General features: G+C 33.0%; 19 protein-coding genes. 9 read left to right on the top strand and 10 right to left on the bottom strand.

Annotated features, from left to right (window positions below; genetic code table 11):
- Positions 1-29: 29 nt before the first annotated feature.
- Positions 30-434, bottom strand: a complete 405-nt coding sequence (rnpA, locus tag NLG42_RS04480; protein WP_257683105.1) for a ribonuclease P protein component — start codon at positions 432-434, stop codon at positions 30-32.
- Positions 435-559: 125 nt separating this feature from the next.
- Between rnpA and NLG42_RS04475 the strand changes: the two genes are divergently transcribed.
- The 3 genes from NLG42_RS04475 (at position 560) to NLG42_RS04465 (ending at position 3,198) form a co-directional block, all read left to right on the top strand.
- Complete coding sequence (locus NLG42_RS04475; RefSeq protein ID WP_089057007.1) at positions 560-1,306, top strand: lysophospholipid acyltransferase family protein; 747 nt, start codon at positions 560-562, stop codon at positions 1,304-1,306.
- A 43-nt stretch (positions 1,307-1,349) separates the two neighbouring features.
- A complete protein-coding gene (locus NLG42_RS04470) occupies positions 1,350-2,342 on the top strand; it encodes an acyl-ACP desaturase (RefSeq protein WP_089057008.1) in 993 nt (330 codons plus the stop codon).
- A 202-nt stretch (positions 2,343-2,544) separates the two neighbouring features.
- Complete coding sequence (locus NLG42_RS04465) at positions 2,545-3,198, top strand: HD domain-containing protein (RefSeq protein WP_257683104.1); 654 nt, start codon at positions 2,545-2,547, stop codon at positions 3,196-3,198.
- A 152-nt stretch (positions 3,199-3,350) separates the two neighbouring features.
- On the opposite strand, the gene NLG42_RS04460 is transcribed toward NLG42_RS04465, so the two are convergent.
- From NLG42_RS04460 to NLG42_RS04445, 4 genes are all read right to left on the bottom strand, one after another.
- Positions 3,351-4,277, bottom strand: coding sequence for an alpha/beta fold hydrolase (locus NLG42_RS04460; protein WP_257683103.1), 927 nt, complete (start codon positions 4,275-4,277; stop codon positions 3,351-3,353).
- Between the two features lie 161 nt (positions 4,278-4,438).
- Positions 4,439-4,561 carry a FeoB-associated Cys-rich membrane protein gene (locus NLG42_RS04455; RefSeq protein ID WP_089053480.1) on the bottom strand — a complete coding sequence of 41 codons (123 nt, stop codon included), beginning with the start codon at positions 4,559-4,561 and terminating at the stop codon, positions 4,439-4,441.
- A gap of 6 nt (positions 4,562-4,567) precedes the next feature.
- Complete coding sequence (gene feoB, locus NLG42_RS04450; protein WP_089057011.1) at positions 4,568-6,667, bottom strand: ferrous iron transport protein B; 2,100 nt, start codon at positions 6,665-6,667, stop codon at positions 4,568-4,570.
- Positions 6,667-6,906: a FeoA family protein gene (locus tag NLG42_RS04445; protein ID WP_071635705.1), complete on the bottom strand. Its 240-nt coding sequence runs from the start codon at positions 6,904-6,906 to the stop codon at positions 6,667-6,669. Before NLG42_RS04445 ends, feoB begins: the two co-directional genes overlap by 1 nt.
- Before the next feature lie 497 nt (positions 6,907-7,403).
- Here NLG42_RS04445 and NLG42_RS04440 point away from each other — a divergent pair, with 497 nt between their 5' ends.
- Complete coding sequence (locus NLG42_RS04440) at positions 7,404-7,991, top strand: hypothetical protein (protein WP_257683102.1); 588 nt, start codon at positions 7,404-7,406, stop codon at positions 7,989-7,991.
- A 102-nt stretch (positions 7,992-8,093) separates the two neighbouring features.
- Positions 8,094-8,681, top strand: a complete 588-nt coding sequence (locus tag NLG42_RS04435) for a hypothetical protein (RefSeq protein WP_257683101.1) — start codon at positions 8,094-8,096, stop codon at positions 8,679-8,681.
- A gap of 459 nt (positions 8,682-9,140) precedes the next feature.
- Here NLG42_RS04435 and NLG42_RS04430 read toward each other — a convergent pair whose 3' ends face one another.
- Positions 9,141-9,806 carry an SCO family protein gene (locus tag NLG42_RS04430; RefSeq protein WP_089053477.1) on the bottom strand — a complete coding sequence of 222 codons (666 nt, stop codon included), beginning with the start codon at positions 9,804-9,806 and terminating at the stop codon, positions 9,141-9,143.
- A 328-nt stretch (positions 9,807-10,134) separates the two neighbouring features.
- Between NLG42_RS04430 and NLG42_RS04425 the strand changes: the two genes are divergently transcribed.
- Together NLG42_RS04425 and NLG42_RS04420 are read left to right on the top strand one after the other, a co-directional pair.
- Positions 10,135-12,195, top strand: a complete 2,061-nt coding sequence (locus NLG42_RS04425; RefSeq protein ID WP_099717880.1) for a M13 family metallopeptidase — start codon at positions 10,135-10,137, stop codon at positions 12,193-12,195.
- 210 nt (positions 12,196-12,405) lie between these two features.
- Positions 12,406-14,466 carry a M13 family metallopeptidase gene (locus tag NLG42_RS04420; RefSeq protein ID WP_089057014.1) on the top strand — a complete coding sequence of 687 codons (2,061 nt, stop codon included), beginning with the start codon at positions 12,406-12,408 and terminating at the stop codon, positions 14,464-14,466.
- 55 nt (positions 14,467-14,521) lie between these two features.
- Here the strand turns inward: NLG42_RS04420 and NLG42_RS04415 are convergent, their stop codons facing one another.
- The 3 genes from NLG42_RS04415 to hemB all read right to left on the bottom strand — a co-directional run bounded on the left by NLG42_RS04415 (position 14,522) and on the right by hemB (position 16,439).
- Positions 14,522-14,971, bottom strand: a complete 450-nt coding sequence (locus NLG42_RS04415; protein ID WP_257683100.1) for a GyrI-like domain-containing protein — start codon at positions 14,969-14,971, stop codon at positions 14,522-14,524.
- Between the two features lie 72 nt (positions 14,972-15,043).
- Positions 15,044-15,445 (bottom strand): c-type cytochrome, encoded by a 402-nt coding sequence (locus NLG42_RS04410; RefSeq protein WP_089057016.1) that lies wholly within the window; start codon positions 15,443-15,445, stop codon positions 15,044-15,046.
- Between the two features lies 1 nt (position 15,446).
- Positions 15,447-16,439 (bottom strand): porphobilinogen synthase, encoded by a 993-nt coding sequence (gene hemB, locus NLG42_RS04405; protein ID WP_089053472.1) that lies wholly within the window; start codon positions 16,437-16,439, stop codon positions 15,447-15,449.
- A 282-nt stretch (positions 16,440-16,721) separates the two neighbouring features.
- On the opposite strand from hemB, the gene NLG42_RS04400 reads away from it, so the two are divergent.
- Both NLG42_RS04400 and NLG42_RS04395 read left to right on the top strand, forming a co-directional pair.
- Complete coding sequence (locus NLG42_RS04400) at positions 16,722-17,354, top strand: hypothetical protein (protein WP_257683099.1); 633 nt, start codon at positions 16,722-16,724, stop codon at positions 17,352-17,354.
- A 3-nt stretch (positions 17,355-17,357) separates the two neighbouring features.
- Positions 17,358-19,178, top strand: a complete 1,821-nt coding sequence (locus NLG42_RS04395; RefSeq protein WP_257683098.1) for a hypothetical protein — start codon at positions 17,358-17,360, stop codon at positions 19,176-19,178.
- A gap of 68 nt (positions 19,179-19,246) precedes the next feature.
- Here the strand turns inward: NLG42_RS04395 and NLG42_RS04390 are convergent, their stop codons facing one another.
- Positions 19,247-20,134, bottom strand: a complete 888-nt coding sequence (locus tag NLG42_RS04390) for a fructose bisphosphate aldolase (protein WP_257683972.1) — start codon at positions 20,132-20,134, stop codon at positions 19,247-19,249.
- Positions 20,135-20,146 lie beyond the last annotated feature (12 nt).

The following is a 20,146-nucleotide window of genomic DNA, read 5'->3' as shown; positions in this document are numbered from 1 at the left end:
AAATTAAGATACAAAATGAGTTTTGAGGTCTACAACTCTGCTTTATTTTCAGATTCCTGAGTTTTCTTAATTTGAAGTATGAATTTTTCAAACAATTGAATCGTTTTAGTGTTGATTTCTTCGTAAGATAATCTGTCTTTTGTTTGATAAAAAAACATGAAAGAATAAGGCTGATCCAGATTATCTAGAAGTAAATGCTTGTTTAAACGATAGGTTTCTCTTAAAACCCTTTTGAAATAATTACGATCAACCGCTTTTTTAAAATATTTTTTAGATACCGAAACCCCAATTTTTGTTTGTTCTTCTGAATTTTCTGCCGCTGTACGATAAACCAAACGAAGCGGGTATTTTGAAACCGATTTCCCTTCAGAAAACAGTAATCCAATTGTCGTTTTGCTCTTTAAGCGTTCATTTTTAGGGTAAGTAAAGTTCATTTAATTCAGAAAAAATTTGCAAATTTTAGCACAAAGGTACAATTAAAGCATAAAAATGGTTATTGTTTTTAATTTTTATACCGCTAAAGATATATTTATTACTTTTGGCCTTTAATTTTAGAAGCATGCAAAAGGTAATTTCGTATCCTATATCTGTAATTTATTATTTATGTTTTGGATTATGCTTAGCGGTTTTTCATCCGATACAATGGGTTTGTTTGAATCTTTTTGGTTACCAAGCGCATAAGAAAAGCGTTGATTATTTGAACTTTTGCCTTTTAAAATGTACAAATCTTGTTGGAACAACCTATAAAATTGAAGGCGTAGACACAATTCCTAAAGGAGTGCCGCTTATTTTTGTCTCAAATCATCAAAGTATGTACGATATCGTGACAATGATTTGGTACTTTAGACGTTTTCATTGTAAATTTGTAAGTAAGAAGGAGTTAGGAAGCGGAATTCCGAGTGTGTCTTTTAATTTACGCCACGGAGGATCTGTACTAATTGACCGTAAAGACCCTAAACAAGCGATTCCAGTAATCAAAGGCTTGTCTGAATATATAGAAAAAAATACTAGATCTGCTGTGATTTTTCCAGAAGGAACCCGCAGCAAGACTGGAAAACCAAAAGAATTTGCCCAAAGCGGTTTAAAAATTCTTTGTAAATATGCGCCTTCAGCGTATGTTGTGCCAGTAAGTATTAATAATTCATGGAAAATGGTGCGTTATGGAATGTTTCCTGTTGGTTTAGGAAATCGCCTTACCTTTACAGTGCATAAAGCTATGGCTGTAAAAGATTATGATTTTGCAGAACTGATGGCTTTAACAGAAAAGGCAGTTGTAGAAGGAGTAAACGAGTATAAACAGATTTAATCTTAGTAAAAAGCTAAACTTAAATCCAAATTTAAAATAAGTAATGTCTATAAAAAACATTAGATTAGAAGTGATGCAGTTTTTGGAAAAAAACGTTGACAGCTTCGTTGAACAGTATTTAATTCCTGTGGAAAAAATTTGGCAGCCGTCTGATTTTTTGCCTAATTCAGAAGGTGAAAACTTTTTTGAAGAGGTAAAAGAATTGCGTGAAATTGCCAAAGAGCTGCCATACGATTTCTGGGTAACACTTGTAGGTGATACAATCACCGAAGAGGCTTTGCCAACTTATGAGTCTTGGTTAATGGATGTAGAAGGTATAAACCAAGTAGAAAATGGCGGTAATGGCTGGTCTAAATGGATCAGACAATGGACAGGAGAAGAAAATCGTCACGGTGATCTTTTAAATAAATACTTGTATTTGTCTGGTCGTGTAAATATGCGTGAAATCGAAATGACAACACAGCATTTAATTAACGACGGTTTTGATATTGGAACAGGAACTGATCCGTACAAAAACTTTGTATACACCAGTTTTCAAGAATTAGCAACTTATGTTTCACACAATAGAGTAGCACAAATCGCTAAGAAATTTGGTGATAACAAGTTGTCTAAAATGTGTAAAATGATTGCAGGTGACGAAATGCGTCATCATCATGCTTACAGTGAATTTGTTACCAGAATTTTCCAAGTTGATCCAAGCGAAATGATGTTGGCTTTTCAATACATGATGAAGCAGAAAATTGTTATGCCGGCTCACTTTTTAAGAGAATCAGGTCAAAAAATAAGCACAGCTTTTGAGCAATTCTCAGATTCAGCACAACGTATCGGTGTTTACACAGCTAACGATTATGTTGATATTATGCAGAAATTAATCAACAAATGGGAAATCGATAAAGTTTCTAATTTGACTGATGAAGCTGAAAAAGCACGTGATTATTTAATGAAATTACCAGCTCGTATGGCTAGAATTTCTGAAAGATTAGTAATTCCTGCTGAAGGACACATCTTTAAATGGGTTGAACCAGCAAGACTATAAATTTTAGATTGCAGATTACTGATTTTTAGTCCCGAAGCCTCAGGATAAAATTGATTTTTGCAATTGATATTGAAAACATTGTTGATTGTTAAAGTCTTAAAGCTTTAACAATCAACTTTTTTTATTTTGAATAATTAAAAGCAGCATAAAACCGTTTAATCTGATTTATCTGTGGCATTTTATCACAAACCATAATACACCTATGAATAATTCTGAACTTATAACTAAAACAATCACATTTGTAAAAGAGAAATTAAATGATGCTGAAGGCGGACACGATTGGTTTCATATTGAACGTGTTTACAAGAATGCACTCTTAATTGCTAATGATACCAATTGTGATCTTACTATTGTTCAGTTAGGAGCTTTACTTCATGATATTGCCGACAGTAAATTTCATAACGGAGACGAGACAATTGGACCCAAAACAGCACGTTTGTTTCTAGAGTCAGAAAATGTTTCAGAAGAAATTATCCAGCACGTTGTCAATATCATTGAAAATATCTCTTATAAAGGCGGAAATTTTGAAAAAAAGTTCTCTTCGATCGAATTAGATGTTGTTCAAGATGCTGATCGTTTAGATGCAATTGGAGCAATTGGAGTAGCAAGAGCATTTAATTACGGCGGATTCAAAAATAGAGCCTTGCACAATCCTGAAATTGCGCCCATTACAAACATGACAAAAGAAGAGTACAAAAAAAACAGCGCGCCAACAATAAACCATTTTTACGAAAAGCTGTTACTCCTAAAAGATAAAATGAATACAGAGAAAGGAAAACAAATTGCAGCCGAAAGACATCGTTTTATGGAAACATTCCTCGCTCAGTTTTACGCAGAGTGGGAAGGAGTGAAGTAAAGCAAAGCGAAGCAAAGTTTTCAAAGACAGTCAAAATATCCAGTCTTCAATCTTTCATCTTCAATCTTTCATCTTCAATTTTTCATCTTTCATCTTCAATCTTTCATCTTTCATCTCCCGTCTTTTCATCTTCAATCTCCCATCTCCCGCCGTCAGTCGTTTTTCTGCACAAATTTCTGCACAGCATTTTTAAACTCTTTGTTCTTTTCGTAGTATAAAATATGGCCTCCCTTAATAATTTTAACCTCTTGATTTGGGAATTTGAACAAACGATAATGATCAGGACCAATGCTGTGGTCATTTGATCCCGAAATTACAAGTGTAGGAACTTTTATAAATGCTGTTTGTTTTGTAAAATCGCTTAAATAAATAGGCATACCTAATGCTTGTTGTGCAAATGAGGAGTTTCTTTTAAAACTGCTGTCAATACGGTCTAATTTTTCTACATTCTTTTCAATGTCAGATAATATTTTATAATCAAGACCTGCTTTTTTAATACGTTTTTTTGCTTCTATAAAAGGCATCAATGGAGATTCACCGTTTTTCACAGCTATGTTTTCACCAAGAGTTTTACCCATAAAAGAAATTTGATTAAGAAGAGAATCATTTATGTCAAGAGTGGCATTTAAGAGAATTAAGCCCTTAACATGTTCAGGATATTTGCCAGCATAATTTGCAGCTAAAATTCCTCCGAAAGAATGTCCTATTATAAATACTTTTGGAGCATTTAGACTTTTACGAATGTCCTCAATATCGTTTAACATTCTATCCAAGCTATAATCATTGTTTGGTGAAGAAGCAGAGCGTCCGCAGCCTCTTTGGTCAAAATAACACATAGTTAATTTATCCTCAAGTACATTTCCTCCCATCTCTTCAAAAGATTTGCTCCAAGCGCCGGGACCGCCGTGTATAAAAATACATACATCACCTTTTCCAGATATTTTCAAATATAATGGCACTCCATCTGAAGCAATAATAGTACTGTCGTTTATTTTTTTTGGGAAAGTGTTTTTTTGACTGAAACCATGATTTGCAAAACACAAGATGAAGAGAAAAACAAAAGAAACTTTTTGTGTCATTTTAGATCTTATTTATCAATTATTTGTTGAGTTTAAAGACGTGTAAAATTAGGATTAAAACAACGATTTTAAAAATAAAAAAAGCTTCACAAAGAGTTTTAAAAATCTCTGTGAAGCCAATTAAAAATAGTTTAAAATGTATTAGTTTTTGAACCTAAAAATCAAGAACATCCGCAATTACCGTCGCCGCAGTCTTTTTTCTTTTTTGACTTCCAAAAAAACTTTTTGATCAAAAAAGCAACCGCGATAAAAAGGATTCCAAAAGCAATTATTTCTTGTATCATGGTGATTTATTTTAAAAATTGATAAGCCAAAAGAGCCGTAAAATAAGCTAATCCGGTCATAAAGAAAAGCTGCGCTGCAGGCCATTTCCATGAATTAGTTTCTTTTTTTGTAATTGCTAATGTACTCGCACATTGCATTGCAAAAGCATAAAACAATAACAATGAAATACCGCTGGCAAAATTGAATATCTTTTCGCCCGTTTCAGGATTTACTTCCTTTTGCATTTTGCTCTTAATTGTCGATTCATTATCGCTGTCTCCAACGCTGTAGATTGTTGCTAACGTTCCTACCAAAACTTCACGAGCGGCAAATGAACTAATAATAGCTATTCCTATTTTCCAATCATAACCCAAAGGAGAAATTACAGGTTCGATAGCCTTACCCATAATCCCGATATAAGAATTCTCTATTTTTTGAGACGCTACTTCATTTTCAAATTGAGCCTCATTTAAAGTCGTATTTGCGAATCTTTCTTTTACAATGTTTTCCGCGTCGTTAAAATCTTTTCCAGGTCCGAAAGAAGCTAAAAACCATAAAATAACAGATATTGCTAAGATAATTTTACCCGCACCAAGAACAAAAGCTTTCGTTTTTTCGACAACATTGATTCCAACATTCTTTAAAAGTGGTAACTTGTAACTTGGCATTTCAACAACAAAATATGATTTTGAGTTTAGTTTTAAAACCTTATTTAAAACATATGCCGAAAGTATAGCCGCAACAAATCCAAGTAAATACAAGAACATCAAAGACAATCCCTGCAGATTAAAAATTCCTAAAACGCGTTTATTAGGAATCACTAACGAAATCATGATCGCATAAACAGGTAATCTAGCAGAACAAGTTGTAAAAGGTGTTACCAAAATAGTGATTAAACGCTCTTTCCAGTTTTCGATATTTCGTGTCGCCATAATTGCCGGAATCGCACAAGCTGTTCCTGAAATTAACGGCACAACACTTTTTCCCGAAAGCCCAAATTTGCGCATTATTTTATCCATTAAAAAAACAACACGGCTCATATAACCGCTCTCTTCCAGAATCGAAATAAATAAAAACAAGAAGGCAATTTGCGGAATAAAAATAATAACCCCTCCAATTCCTGGAATAATTCCCTGCGAAAGCAAATCAGTCAAAATACCGCTTGGCAATTCAGCAGCAACCCAGCTGCTTAACGATGCAAAAGAGCTGTCAATAAAATCCATTGGTATCGTCGACCAGCTGAAAATAGACTGGAATATGATAAACAAAATACCTAGGAAAATAGCATAACCCCAAAATTTATGAGTTAAAACACGATCTAGTTTTGCTCTAAAATCTTTAGCCATCGAGGCATCGACTTTTAAACCTTCCTTTAAAACATCATTTATAAACTGATATCTTTTAATGGTTTCTTTTTGCTGCAGACGTTTTAATTCTGAATGCGATTTGGTAAAAGTGCTTCGGATTTCATTTCGATCTAAATTCGAGAAATTAACATCCTGCGTAATTACCAGCCACAATTTGTACATTAATTGATTTGGAAATGCCTTTTGTAAATTTTCAAAATATTCAGGATCAATTACAGAAGCATTTAAACATGGTTCGTGCGGAATTGTTTTGTACGAAACAATTAATTCTTTCAATTGCTCAATTCCCAAACCTTTACGAGAACTTACTAAAGCAATTTTAGTTTTTAGTTTTTCTTCTAAATATGGAATGTCTAAACTAATTCCTTTGCTTTCCATACGATCAGACATATTAATAACCAGAATCGTCGGAATTTCAAGATCTTTTATCTGAGTGTAAATCAGTAAATTTCGTTTCAGATTTTCAACATCAGTTACCACAACAGCAACATCAGGATACAATTTGTCGTTTTTGTTCAGCAAAAGTTCAATAACAACACTTTCGTCCATCGAACTTGCATTCAAACTGTACGTTCCCGGCAAATCCAGAATGTTAGCTTTGATGTTATGCGGTAGTTTACAGAAACCTATTTTTTTCTCAACCGTAATTCCGGGATAATTCCCCACTTGTTGATTTAAACCCGTAAGTTGATTAAAAACAGAAGTCTTTCCAGTATTTGGATTCCCAATAAGGGCAACATTAATATTTTGAATGCTCATTACAAATTGTTTTTGATAAGTTCAACTTCAATTTCACGAGCAGTTTCAACACGTATCGCTACGTGCGAACCATTTATATCTAAATATAAAGGATCTCCAAAAGGAGCAATTTGAAGCAATTCGACTAAGCTGCCCGGCAAACAACCCATCTCTAATAATTTTAAAGGAATCAAATCGATATCAAAATCTTTGATAATGGCTTTATCGCCTTTTTTCAGGGTATGGATTGTATTTTGCAAGCTTATTTAGATTGAGTTTAGATTGCAAAAATAGGCAATAATTCTTTATTTCAAGGCATTTAACAGTTTTCTAAATGCTAAATGTTTCTAAAAATTTGGTTTAGTAATTTTGTTGCTTATTTTGTTTTTAAAGAAATATGCTACATTTGGTTTAAAACAATACTAAAAACTTAAATAATTAGGAATAAAATTTTTATAAGTTAACATTTACTTGTTTCCTTGTCTCATCTTTAGTTAGTTCATGTTCTATGGAGGATTTAAAGAATGAAAACAATGAAAATAGTAGTAGAGTAAATCAAGCTGAAGAAGACTTTAATAACAATGAAGTTTAAAATAAAGTATAATATATATATCTGACGCACCAGATTGGAAGAATACAAGCTTTAAAAATGACTCTATATTAATATCCGTAATATTTGATAGTCCTTCTATCTATGGAGGATATGAATAATTGGCGTAAAGAAACCAATTAGGAACACCTTGTAAAAAATAAAATTATGAAACAATTAAACAAATTATTTCTAATCATTTCTTTCTTTACTTTATCATGTGTCAGTGCACAAGATATAGAAAATTATGAGCCTATCAATGTGTTTTTAGAAACTCAGAAAATTGATAAGAGCAAAAAGCACATGCTGCAAGCTAATAAGGCATTAAATAAACGGGCTTTAAGGATTTTTAATGGTGATGAAGGACCTGATCATATTATAGATCCAAAGAACCCTGTAGATTATACAGATGGTTTATTTGTAGAAAAACACTGGAAAAAAATGTATGAAGAATATGCACATGATACCATTAAAAGATACTGGAAAAAAGAAGATTTTCCGGAATATAATTTTATACTTGAAAATGATGCAGGGGCATTTAAATACGATTTCATGATTAAGTATATGAATACTGGATTGCAATATGAAGCGATAGTGATTTCAGAACCCATGTATTATATGGATAGAAAATATATTATATTTTTTTATGGTGTAGCATATGCTATGGGTGGTGGGAAAAATTCTACTGTCATTATGGAAAAACAAAAGGAAAAATGGGTTGTAGTCAAGGTAATGAGGGATTATCTTTTTCATTAATTATATTAGATAATTTTCTAAAACCTGTTCAAGTATATAATGAGCAGGTTTTTTTATAAAGAAGTTAATGTGTTAAAGGAAGCCCTTTGTAGAAATTTATATATGAAACAATTAAACAGATTATTCGTAATCATTTCTTTATTTTCTTTATCGTGTGTCAGTGCACAAGATATAGGGAATTATGAGGCTATCAATGTGTTTTTAGAAACTCAAAAAATTAACAAGAGCAAAAAACACATACTGCAAGCTAATAAGGCTTTAAATAGAGAAGCTTTAAGGATTTTTAATGGAGGCAATGGACCTGATCATATTATAGATCCAAAGAATTATATAGATCATACAGATGGTTTATTTGTAGAAAAACATTGGAAAAAAATGTATGAAGAATACGCGCATGATACCATAAAAAGATACTGGAAAAAAGAAGATTTTCGTGAATATAATTTTATACTTGAAAATGACGCAGGGGCATTTAAATACGATTTTATGATTAAGTATATGAATACTGGATTGCAATATGAAGCTATAGTGATTTCGGAACCCATGTATTACATGAATAGAAAATATATTATGTTTTTTTATGGTGAAGCATCTGCCGCGGGTGGTGGAAAATATTCTACTGTCATTATGGAAAAACAAAAGGAAAAATGGGTTGTTGTCAGGGTAATAGGAGATTATGCTTTTTATTAATTATATCAGATAATTTTCTAAAACCTGCTCAAGTATATAACGAACAGGATTTTTTATAAAGAAGTTAATGTGTTAAAGGAAGCCCTTTGTTAAAATTTATATATGAAACAATTAAATAAATTATTCGTAATCATTTTTTTATTTTCTTTATCGTGTGTCAGTGCACAAGATATAGAAAGATTATAAAAAAGTATTGTAACCCGTTGGGTGTATTCATAAAATTCAATTTAACACATAGAAACATAGATTTTATTTATGAAGAAGGATACAAAAAGAAACGTATTCCTTTCACATAACCAGCTAAGGTAAATGGACAGTTCTCGGAGAGATTAGAGATGGCATTTATTGTTGATTAAGTTTTTTAAGATAAAGAACTTTTAAATTAAAAAAAAGACGTTAAGAATTTAAACTAATATTCTTAACGTCTTTTTCATTTTATCGTTTAATAAACGTTCAGTTTTACTCCTTACACAAGAAATCGATGTCTTCCAACAGACGTTTAATTTCTTCTTTGTTCGTTCCGTCATAAAAACCGCGAACACGTCTTTTTTGATCAACCAAAACAAAATTTTCGGTATGAACCATATCGTACAATTGATCAGGTCGACCTAATTTTACCGCCAAATACGATTTTCTCGCCATCGTATAGATTTCTTTTTTGTCGCCCGTAACCAAATTCCATTTACTGTCTACAACGCCATGTTTTACTGCATAAGCTTTCAAAACAGGAATACTGTCCACTTCTGGAAAAACAGTATGCGAAAGCAGCATAACTTTTGGATTGTTTAAAACGGCTTTTTGCACCTCTTCAAGATTCGTTGTCATTTTTGGACAAATAGAACCGCAGGTTGTAAAGAAAAAATCTGCAACATAAATTTTTCCCTCGTAGTTTTTTTGAGTAATCGTGTCTCCATTTTGATTTACAAACGAAAAATCAGCAATTGTATGGTATTTACTTTTGTATTGAACCGTGCTGTCAACTAATTCTGGATTAACATCAGCAGGATTAAAAATAGGCAGCGTTTTTTGTGGTTTTAAAGCCGAATAAAATAAAGATATAGTGACAACCGAAAAGACAATTAATACAATAAAGAATTTGCGGTATTTGTATAGAAGCGATTTCATAAAAACAATTTGGCGCAAAAATACGAAAAGAGCACTTTAAAAGGCACAATTATAACGCTTTTTAACAGCTTTGATTTTTTAATCTTGTAAAGGTGCAGTGCTTTTTGTTTTATGTGGATTTTACAGATTTAAGCAAATTTTAGAACAAAGGCACACACTGCTGAAACCTGCTTTTATAGAAATTGTACACGGTTTAAATCTTAAAAAGTAGAAATGGCGGAGGTTATACTTTTTACTAAAAAACTGCCGCAAATTATTGCTTTGATTTTAACACAAAATTCCAAATATTAACAATATTTTTGTATTAACACAAAAATCACACTCGAAAATGAACAAACAATTTACAAAACCCTTATTTTGTGTTTTTTCTGTAATGTTTTCATTAACTGCAGTAAAAGCTCAAAATACAGCTCCAAAAGAGCCCGGTATTAATGTTTCCTACATGAATACCAAAGTTAGTCCAGGTGAGGACTTTTTTCAATATGTAAACGGAACTTGGTTAAGCAAAACCGAAATCCCAAGCGATCGTACAACTTGGGGAAGTTTCAATGAATTGATAAAAAAAACAGACAAAGATGCAATGTCTATTTTAAAAGAAGCATCAAAAAACCCAAAGTACAAATCAGATACTGATCAAGGAAAAGCAGTAAATTTATTTGCAACTGTTCTAGATACTGTGGGCAGAAACAAACAAGGAATTGCACCTTTGCAAACCTATTTGAAAAAAATTGATGCAATTAAAAACGCAGCCGATCTTCAAAAATACTTAACTGAAGTAGAACAAGAAGGAGCTGCTGGTTTTTTTGGAACTTATGTTGGTGCTGACGAAAAAAACAGTTCTAAAAATTCGGTATACCTTGGAGTAAACCAATTGGGATTGCCAGATAAAGATTATTATATTTCAGAAGATAAAGATTCTAAAGAAAAACGTGCAAAATACCTATTGCATGTTGCAAAGATGATGCAGTTTATTGGCGAATCTCCTGAAAAATCAAAACAAAGCGCTTCAGCTATTTTAGCTTTAGAAACAGAATTGTCAAAACCAAGATTGAATCGTGTTGAAAGCAGAGACAGCCGTTTACAATATAATCCAATGACAATTGCGGAACTTCAAAAGTTAACACCAGCTATAAAATGGGAAGCTTATTTTACTGGAATAGGTTTAGCAAAGCTGGATACAGTTATAGTTATGGAGCCTAAATACATGAAAGCACTTCAAACTGTTTTTACAGCTAATAAAGTAGCACAATGGAAAGAGTATTTAAAATGGGATTTAATCCATACTTACGCAACGAAATTATCAACAAATGTTGAAACTGCTAATTTCGATTTCTACAGCAAAACTTTAAGAGGTGCAATAAAACAATTGCCGCGTGAAGAAAAAGCGTTGCAAATTGTAAATAACGATATTGGTGAAGCACTTGGTAAATTGTACGTTGAGAAAGTTTTTCCAGCTGAAGCTAAAACTAAAGCTTTAGATATGATTCAAAATGTAATTACTGCATACCAAAATCGTATCAATAACTTAACTTGGATGTCTGCGCCGACAAAAGTAAAAGCAATCGAAAAATTAAATAAAATCACCATTAAAGTAGGTTATCCTGATAAATGGAAAGATTATTCAGCGCTTGAAATTAAAAGTATTGCAGACGGCGGAAGTTATTTTGAGAATTCACGCAATATAGCAAAATGGAATTTCAAAAAAGGAATTGAAAAATTGAAAAAACCAGTTGATAAAACAGAGTGGGGAATGTCACCGCAAACAGTAAATGCGTATTACAATCCATCGTACAACGAAATTGTTTTCCCAGCAGCAATTTTACAACCTCCATTTTACAATTATCAAGCTGATGAAGCTGTAAATTATGGTGGAATTGGAGCTGTAATCGGACATGAAATTTCACATGGTTTTGATGATTCTGGAGCACGTTACAATGCCGAAGGAAATCTTGTAGATTGGTGGACGCCTGAAGATTTGAAACAATTTACTGCACTTGGTGATAAATTAGCAGATCAATACAGCGCTTTAGAACCTTTACCAGGAATTAAAGTAGATGGTAAATTTACATTAGGGGAAAACATTGGAGATTTAGGTGGAATAAATGCGGCTTATGATGGATTACAGCTGTATTTAAAGAAACACGGAAATCCAGGTTTAATTGACGGATTTACACCAGAACAGAGATTCTTTATTTCTTGGGCAACAGTTTGGAGAACAAAATCAAGAGATGAAGCCATAAAAAATCAAGTAAAAACAGATCCGCATTCTCCAGGAATGTATAGAGCTTATGTTCCAATTCAAAATATGGATGCTTTTTACAACGCTTTTGGAATTAAAAGCGGCGATAAAATGTTTGTAAGTCCAGATAAAAGAGTAAAAATTTGGTAACATAATTCCAAATCATAAAAAACGGCGCTGATTCAGCGTCGTTTTTGTTTGTATAAAGTGTAAAATCATGATTTTCGTTTGTCCATTTTATTGAATCTGTTAGGTTTAATTAAAGAATGATACCCATCAAATTAATTATTTGATGTATTTTATACATAGTTTAGAATAATTGCAATATGTTTGTATATATACTAAAAACCATAAATAAAAATGATTAAACAACTAAGAAAACCTATGTTTTGTGTTGTTTCTGCAATGATTACAATTACTGCAGTTCAGGCACAAGACGCCAAAAAGAAAGAACCGGGAATCAATCTTTCTAATATGGACACGAAAGTGAGCCCAAAAAATGATTTTTTTCGTTACGTAAATGGAGCTTGGCTGGACAAAACAGAAATTCCAAGTGATAGAAATTCATGGGGAAGTTTTAACGAATTGCGTCAGAAGACTGATAATGATGCGCTTGCTATTTTAAAAGAAGCATCAAAAGATCCTAAATACAAATCAAATACAGATCAAGGTAAAGCAATTGCTTTGTTTAACACGATTATGGATACGGTTGGTCGTAATAAAAATGGAATTACGCCTCTTCAGCCTGTTTTGAAGAAAATCGATGCTATTAAAAACGTTACCGATCTTCAGAATTTCTTTATCGAAATGCAGCCGCAAGGTGGTATTGGTTTTTTTGGAGTATATGTTGGAGCAGATGCTAAAAACAGTAACAAAAACACCGTTAACTTAGGACCGGGAGGTTTAGGATTATCTGATAAAGATTACTACAATTCAGACGATAAAGATTCAAAAGAAAAACGTGAAAAATACGAAGTACACGTTGCCAGAATGTTACAGTATATTGGAGAATCTCCTGCAAAAGCTAAAGAAAGTGCAAAACAAATTTTAGCTTTAGAAATTGAACTTTCTGCTCCAAGATTAGACCGTGTTGAAAGAAGAGACCGCAGAAAACAATATAATCCAACTGCGATTGCTGATTTAAAGAAAAATACGCCTTCTATTCAATGGGAGAAATATTTCACTGGAATCGGAATGACGAAATTGGATTCAGTAAACGTAGCGCAGCCGCGTTATATGATTGCTTTAGAAAAAACATTTTCGGAAAAGAAAGTAGAAGCATGGAAAGAATATTTGAAATGGTCTTTATTGAACAGAAATGCTTCAACGTTGACTACAGATATTGAAAAAGCGAATTTTGATTTCTACGGAAAAACCCTTACAGGAGCGTTGAAACAACGTCCTCGTGAAGAAATGGCATTGCAGGTAATTAACGGTGCTACCGGAGAAGCTTTAGGAAAATTGTATGTAGAAAAATTATTTCCTGCTGAAGCAAAAGACAAAGCAAAGAACATGATTGCTAATGTAATGTTAGCTTACGAAAACAGAATCAACGCATTGCCTTGGATGTCTGCGCCAACAAAGACAAAAGCAATCGAAAAACTAAAGAGACTTACCATTAAAATTGGATATCCTGATAAATGGAAAGATTATTCTAAACTAGAGCTTAAAAACGTTAACGAAGGCGGAACTTATTTTGATAACATGAAAAACATATCAAAATGGTCTTATGCAGAAAGTTTAGCGAAATTGGGTAAACCAGTTGATAAAACAGAGTGGGGAATGTCACCTCAAACGGTTAATGCTTATTTCAATCCATCGTATAACGAAATTGTATTCCCAGCGGCAATCTTACAACCGCCTTTCTATAATTACCAAGCTGATGAAGCAGTTAATTATGGTGGAATTGGTGCTGTTATCGGTCATGAAATTTCTCATGGTTTTGATGATTCTGGAGCACGTTATAATGCAGATGGAAATCTTGTTGACTGGTGGACACCAGAAGATCTAAAACAATTTACAGCTCTTGGAACTGCTTTGGCAGATCAATACAGCGCTTTAGAGCCTTTACCTGGAATTCACGTAGATGGTAAATTTACTTTAGGGGAAAACATTGGAGATTTAGGCGGAATCAATGCTGCTTACGACGGGTTGCAATTGTATTTGAAAGCAAACGGAAATCCAGGATTAATTGACGGATTTACGCCAGAACAACGTTTCTTTATTTCTTGGGCTACTGTTTGGAGAACAAAATCTAGAGATGAAGCAATTAAGAGTCAGGTTAAAACTGATCCGCATTCTCCTGGAATGTACAGAGCAGTTGTGCCAATTCAGAACGTAGATGCTTTTTATCAAGCTTTTGATATTAAAAAAGGAGATAAAATGTATATCGATCCTGCTAAGAGAGTTAAAATCTGGTAAGAATAAAATCCATAAAAAAACGGCGCTGATTCAGCGCCGTTTTTGTTTTTATGTCTTATCGAATTGCGATGTAAATATCAACTTCTGCATTTTTTGGGTCTTGGACTTTTTCTCCATAAACTTCAAAATCTGCTGTAAAAATCCGATCTAGATCTGAATTCCAAATCTCCAGCCATTTATTATAAACAATACCTTCGGTCAAATTTTCTTTGGCAATAATTTTTTCATAATCAGCTGCTTCAACTGTTTTACCAACCATATTTTCAGGTACGAAATCTAAACTTTCAACTTTACAGCCTAAAATAGTCGTGTAAGGTTTGGTGTGATCTTTTTCATAATCGGTATAAATACAAAAAATCTCTTCTGAAATTTTACCTGGAATTTTTTGCTGAATTCCTTCTGTCATAAATTTGTTCCAAAGAGCAGGAATATCCTGAGCTGATTGACCATTTTCGTTTGTGGTTCTTACCGAAATACCAATAATATCGAATTTCTGAATTTTCATTTTACTTCATTTTTGTTGAATTGTAAATTTAAAATGAGGTAGTGACAACTGTATGTCAACAGGAATATAAAACTATTTTAATTGACTGTAGATATACGTTTCAATAGCCTTTAATTCTTCATCAGACATTGCCTGCGTTATCGGAATATTAGTTTTCATAACTGCAAATTGACTTGGATCAACAATTGGTTCCGCTTTTCCTTTTAAGAATGTAACGATATCAGCATTTTTATCTTTGTAAATCTGCGCGATTTCTTTAATGCTTGGTCCAATTACTTTTTGATCAACTTGATGACAAGAAGTACAGTTTCCTCTTCCTTCAAAAATTTCTTTTCCTAAAGCTTCCGGTGTTTTGGCTTCTGCAGATTCTCCTTCAGTATACGTTTCAGTTGGATTATGATCTGGGTTTTCGGCCGCTTCTTTTTTGCATGAAGCAAATGCTAAAACAGCAGATAAGAATAATACTTTTTTCATGCTATTTATTTAAAATTACGGCAGCTTCTTTTGCGAAATATGTAGAGATAATACTAGCGCCTGCACGCTTAATGCAATAAAGTTGCTCTATCATAATTTTATCGTGATCTAACCATCCTCTTTCGGCTGCGGCCTTTACCATAGCGTACTCACCAGAAACTTGGTAAACAGCAACAGGAACATGAACCGCATTTTTTACCTCACGAACAATGTCTAAATATGCCATTCCTGGTTTTACCATAACAATATCTGCACCTTCTTCAACATCTAATAATGCTTCGCGAATTCCTTCAATTCGGTTAGCATAATCCATTTGATATGTTTTCTTGTCTTTTGGAATATTCTGAGAATCTACTGGAGCAGAATCTAAAGCATCACGAAAAGGACCATAAAATGCCGAAGCATATTTAGCACTATAACTCATAATTCCAACATTATGATGTCCGTTTTCTTCCAAAGCCTTTCTAATAGCCAGAACTCTTCCATCCATCATGTCACTCGGAGCAACAAAATCAGCTCCAGCTTCTGCGTGACTTAAACTCATTCGAGTTAAAGCATCAACAGTTGCATCATTGATTAATTGACCATTTTCAATAATTCCATCATGACCATAGATCGAATATGGATCTAAAGCTACATCCGGCATAACGATCATTTCTGGAACAGCATCTTTTATGGCACGAATAGTTTGCTGCATCAAGCCGTCTTTATTCCAAGCTTCAGTTCCCTTATTGTCTTTTAAATTATCGCTGACTTTTACATAGATATTTACCGCTTTTATACCTAAATCCCATGCTTCTTTTACTTCTTTGATTGTGTTATCTAATGAATGACGGTAAATTCCCGGCATTGACGGAATAGCTGCTTTTACATCTTTTCCTTCAGCAACAAACATTGGAAGCATAAAATCCTGCGGACTTAAACTGGTTTCACGTACTAAAGAACGAATTGATTCATTGGTTCTCAAACGACGGTTTCTTTGTAATGGGAACATATAATTTTAGATTTTAGATTTTAGATTTCAGACTTTAAACCTGATTTCTTGGAAAACAGATTGATTCATCTTTATTTCTAAAAGTGCAGTTGTTATTTTATTTTTTTGAAGATTATTTCACTTTTTTAACAAGTAGCGCAAAGTTAATCAAAAATCAACAGAATTAGGCGTTTAGACCAATGTAGAATCCGTTAATATTATCTAAAAATTGATGCTTTTATAAGCTGAATTTTAAGAAACCTTTGCTGTAGGTTTTTAAAATATTTCGCATAAATTTGCGAAATGAAGAAAATTCTTGCTTTCTGCTGCTGTTTGCTCTTGACGAGTTGTTTTGAGATAACAGAAAGAATCAAACATCACGACGACCAAAGTGGTGAATATACATTGATGATCGATTTTTCGAAATCATGGTTTAAAACCAAATCCGCTATTTTTTTAGAAGAAGTAGATGGCGTTAAAATCCCAAACGAACAGGAAATTTCACAGAAATTAGAAGACTTTAAAGTGAAAGCTTCAAAAATTGCAGGAATTTCAAATATTACAACCAAAACTGATTTTGAAAATTACATTTTCATCATCAAACTTAATTACGCCAACATTAAAGCTTTGAATGCGGTAGTAAATACGATTAACAATCAACGTGATCAGATTCATTTTAGCAGTAATGCTAAAAATTTTGAACGAATCGCTTCTTATCCAGTTCCCGAAAAAGTAATTAAAGATCCCAAGAAAAAGAAAGATCTTGAAGAAGCCAGTATAACAGCGATTTATACTTTCGATAAAGATATTGCATCTGTTGAAAATGCTGCTAGTAAAATATCAAAGAATAAAAAGACGGTTTTTTTAAAACAAAGTATGTACAGCGTACTCAAAAAATCGTCATTAATGAATAATACAATCCAATTAACGCCCTGATTTATGAAGCAATTATGCACCTTATTTTTAGTATTCGCCACTTATCTGACCTTTGGTCAAAACAATCAAAATAAATACGACTATTTTGTACAATTTAATGGAAATCAGCTTTCAAAAAAAGTAAATATCGATGAGGTATTAAATCATCCTGTGTTGAATAAGTACAAAGATGGAAATTCAGGTTTTGACATCAGTAAGTACACCTCTCTTTTTTATTTAGACAAGCAATTAACCGTTCACGGAAATTTTACAGACAGTATTCCGTATTGTCAAATTACTATTCCGATAAAGAATAAAGAAGCTGCAAAACAGTTTTTACTGAAAGAATACAGCATTAACAAAAACACTGATTCGGTTATAGTTCCAACCATTCAAGATTTTGGAAATTTCAGCATTCTTAACTCAAAAAACGAAAAAGAATCATTTGCGTGGAATGATAATTATTTGGTAATACTAAAATTAACAAAGAAATTTCACTCAAACCGATACGATCTCTCATCTGCAGATGCACTTCAGGATTCAATTGCAATAGACGAACCATATAAAGAATTATCAATTGAAGAGCCGGCAGCTGCCGATAATTCAACGGCTGTAGAAGAATCTGAAACAGAAGAAGATTCATATAATACGGAATCTTATGCAGCATACACAAAAGAAGAAGATGACTTTAATCAAAAACTGGCTGAACAGCAAAATTTGATGATAAAAGCATTGTTTGAAAAAGGGTTTACTCTTCCTGTATCTGATAAAATAAATGCACTTGCAGATATTTCGTCATGGGTAAATTACGGTGCAGTTATGACTGGCTTATATTCCTCGTATTCATATCCAATGGCAGTTTTTGGAGGTTATGATAAGTTTTTACCAAACCAGAAAAATTTAGGCAATTTTGTAAAAGGTGTTAATCTTGATTTTTATTTCGACAGCAATAATGCACGTATAGAGGAAGTTATCGAATATTCAGAGCAGATTGCAGAAGTTGTGGGGAAAATCAGCAATAGAAAAATCAACAAAAACATATTTAACTACTTTCCTGCAAACAAGCCTTTGGGTTATATGTCTTATCATATCAATACACAAGCAGCGCTTGAAAATATTCCATCTTTAATGACTGATTTGTTTAATAGCCCAGCGTTACAGAGAGATGATTTGGCTGTAGTTACAGATTTAATCTCGACGATTATTGATGAAGAGGCCGCGGCAAAGCTTTTTGACGGTGATTTGAGCCTGTTTTTGTTCGATAGCAAGAAAGTTGAGGTAGTTTCTAAATCGTACGACTACGATGAAAATTTTGAGCCAATAGAAAAAGAAGAAAAAATTAAAAAAACAGTTCCGCTTTTTGCTGTAATTTTTACCTCTACACATCCAACATTTGGCGATAAGCTTTTACAGTTAGGCGTTCGCAAGCAATTTTTAACTCAAAACGGAAATACTTTCCTGATAGAAGGAACAAAAGAATACGGCGATTTGTTTATTATCAAAGATAAAGATGTTGTTGTGGTAGCAAACACACTTGACTATTTTAGTAAAGGAAAAGGATCATTTTTAGTGGAAGCAAAAAAAGATTTAAAGAAAAATTATATGTTCGGAAAGCTGAATATTGGTGAGACAGTAGATGTCTTTGGTAAATCAGAAAATACGAATGCATCTGATTTTGAGAAGTACAATAAGATCTCGAAGCAATTTTCAGATATTACTTTTGAGTCTCCTAAAAAACTAATGAATAACAAATTGATTTTTGCAGTTAAATTGAATGCTTTAAAATCTGATAAAAATATCATTTTACAAACACTAGATTTAGCTGACGAAATGACTTCTAAATAAGATATAAAATACAAATCCCCGAAAAATTAATTTTCGGGGATTTTTTTTAAGCTTTAAATAACGATTTGTTAGGTAATAGAAGCGTCATAAATGGCTTTTATCGTTTGTTTCAGCGTATTGTTAAAATCATTATCAGATTGGTCAGCACTAAGTCCTTCAGATAATGCTCGTGAGAAACTCGCAATTAATCCATGGTTTTGTGCAAGTCTGTCGTTGGCATCTTCTCTCGAATATCCGCCAGAAAGAGCCACAACTCTAACGACGTTCTGGTTAGACATTAATTCGCTGTAAAAATCATTAACGGTTGGAATCGATAATTTCAACATCACTTTTACATCTTTGTCTAATGCGTTTAGTTGTTTTAAGATTTCTTCTTTTAGAATTTCTTCAGATTTTGTCTTATCTGCACTATAAATATCAACTTCAGGCTCAATAATAGGAATAAGTCCTTTTTTAAAAATTTGAATGCCTACAGCAAATTGCTGTTCAACAACTTCACGAATACCCGCTGCATTTGCTTCTTTAATAAAAGAACGCATTTTAGTTCCAAAAACGTTTCGTTCAACCGCTCGTGTCAGTAATTCATCCAAATTAGAAATAGGTTTCATTAGTTGTACACCATTTGTAAGCTCAGCAAGACCTTTATCGACTTTTAAAAACGGTACAATCTGCTTTTTCTCCCATAAATAATCGGCAGTCCACAGACCGTCAATCTTACGGTCCATTGTGTTTTCAAACAAAATAGCGCCTAAAATGTATTCGCTGTCAAAGGCAGGGCTTTTTATAATTCTCGTTCTCATTTCGTGTACTAAAGTGTACATTTCTTCGTCATTTGAGAAACTGCTTTCCTGTATTCCATATTGTGCCAATGCTTTTGGAGTACTCCCGCCGCTTTGATCTAAAGCGGCAATAAAGCCCTTTCCAGATTGCATGCGATTTAATTGTTCATTGTTCATATTTGCCATAAT

This window comes from Flavobacterium plurextorum (assembly GCF_024638035.1).
In the GTDB taxonomy this organism is placed as follows: Bacteria; Bacteroidota; Bacteroidia; order Flavobacteriales; family Flavobacteriaceae; genus Flavobacterium; species Flavobacterium plurextorum.
This window is presented reverse-complemented; position numbering and strand designations above follow the sequence as displayed.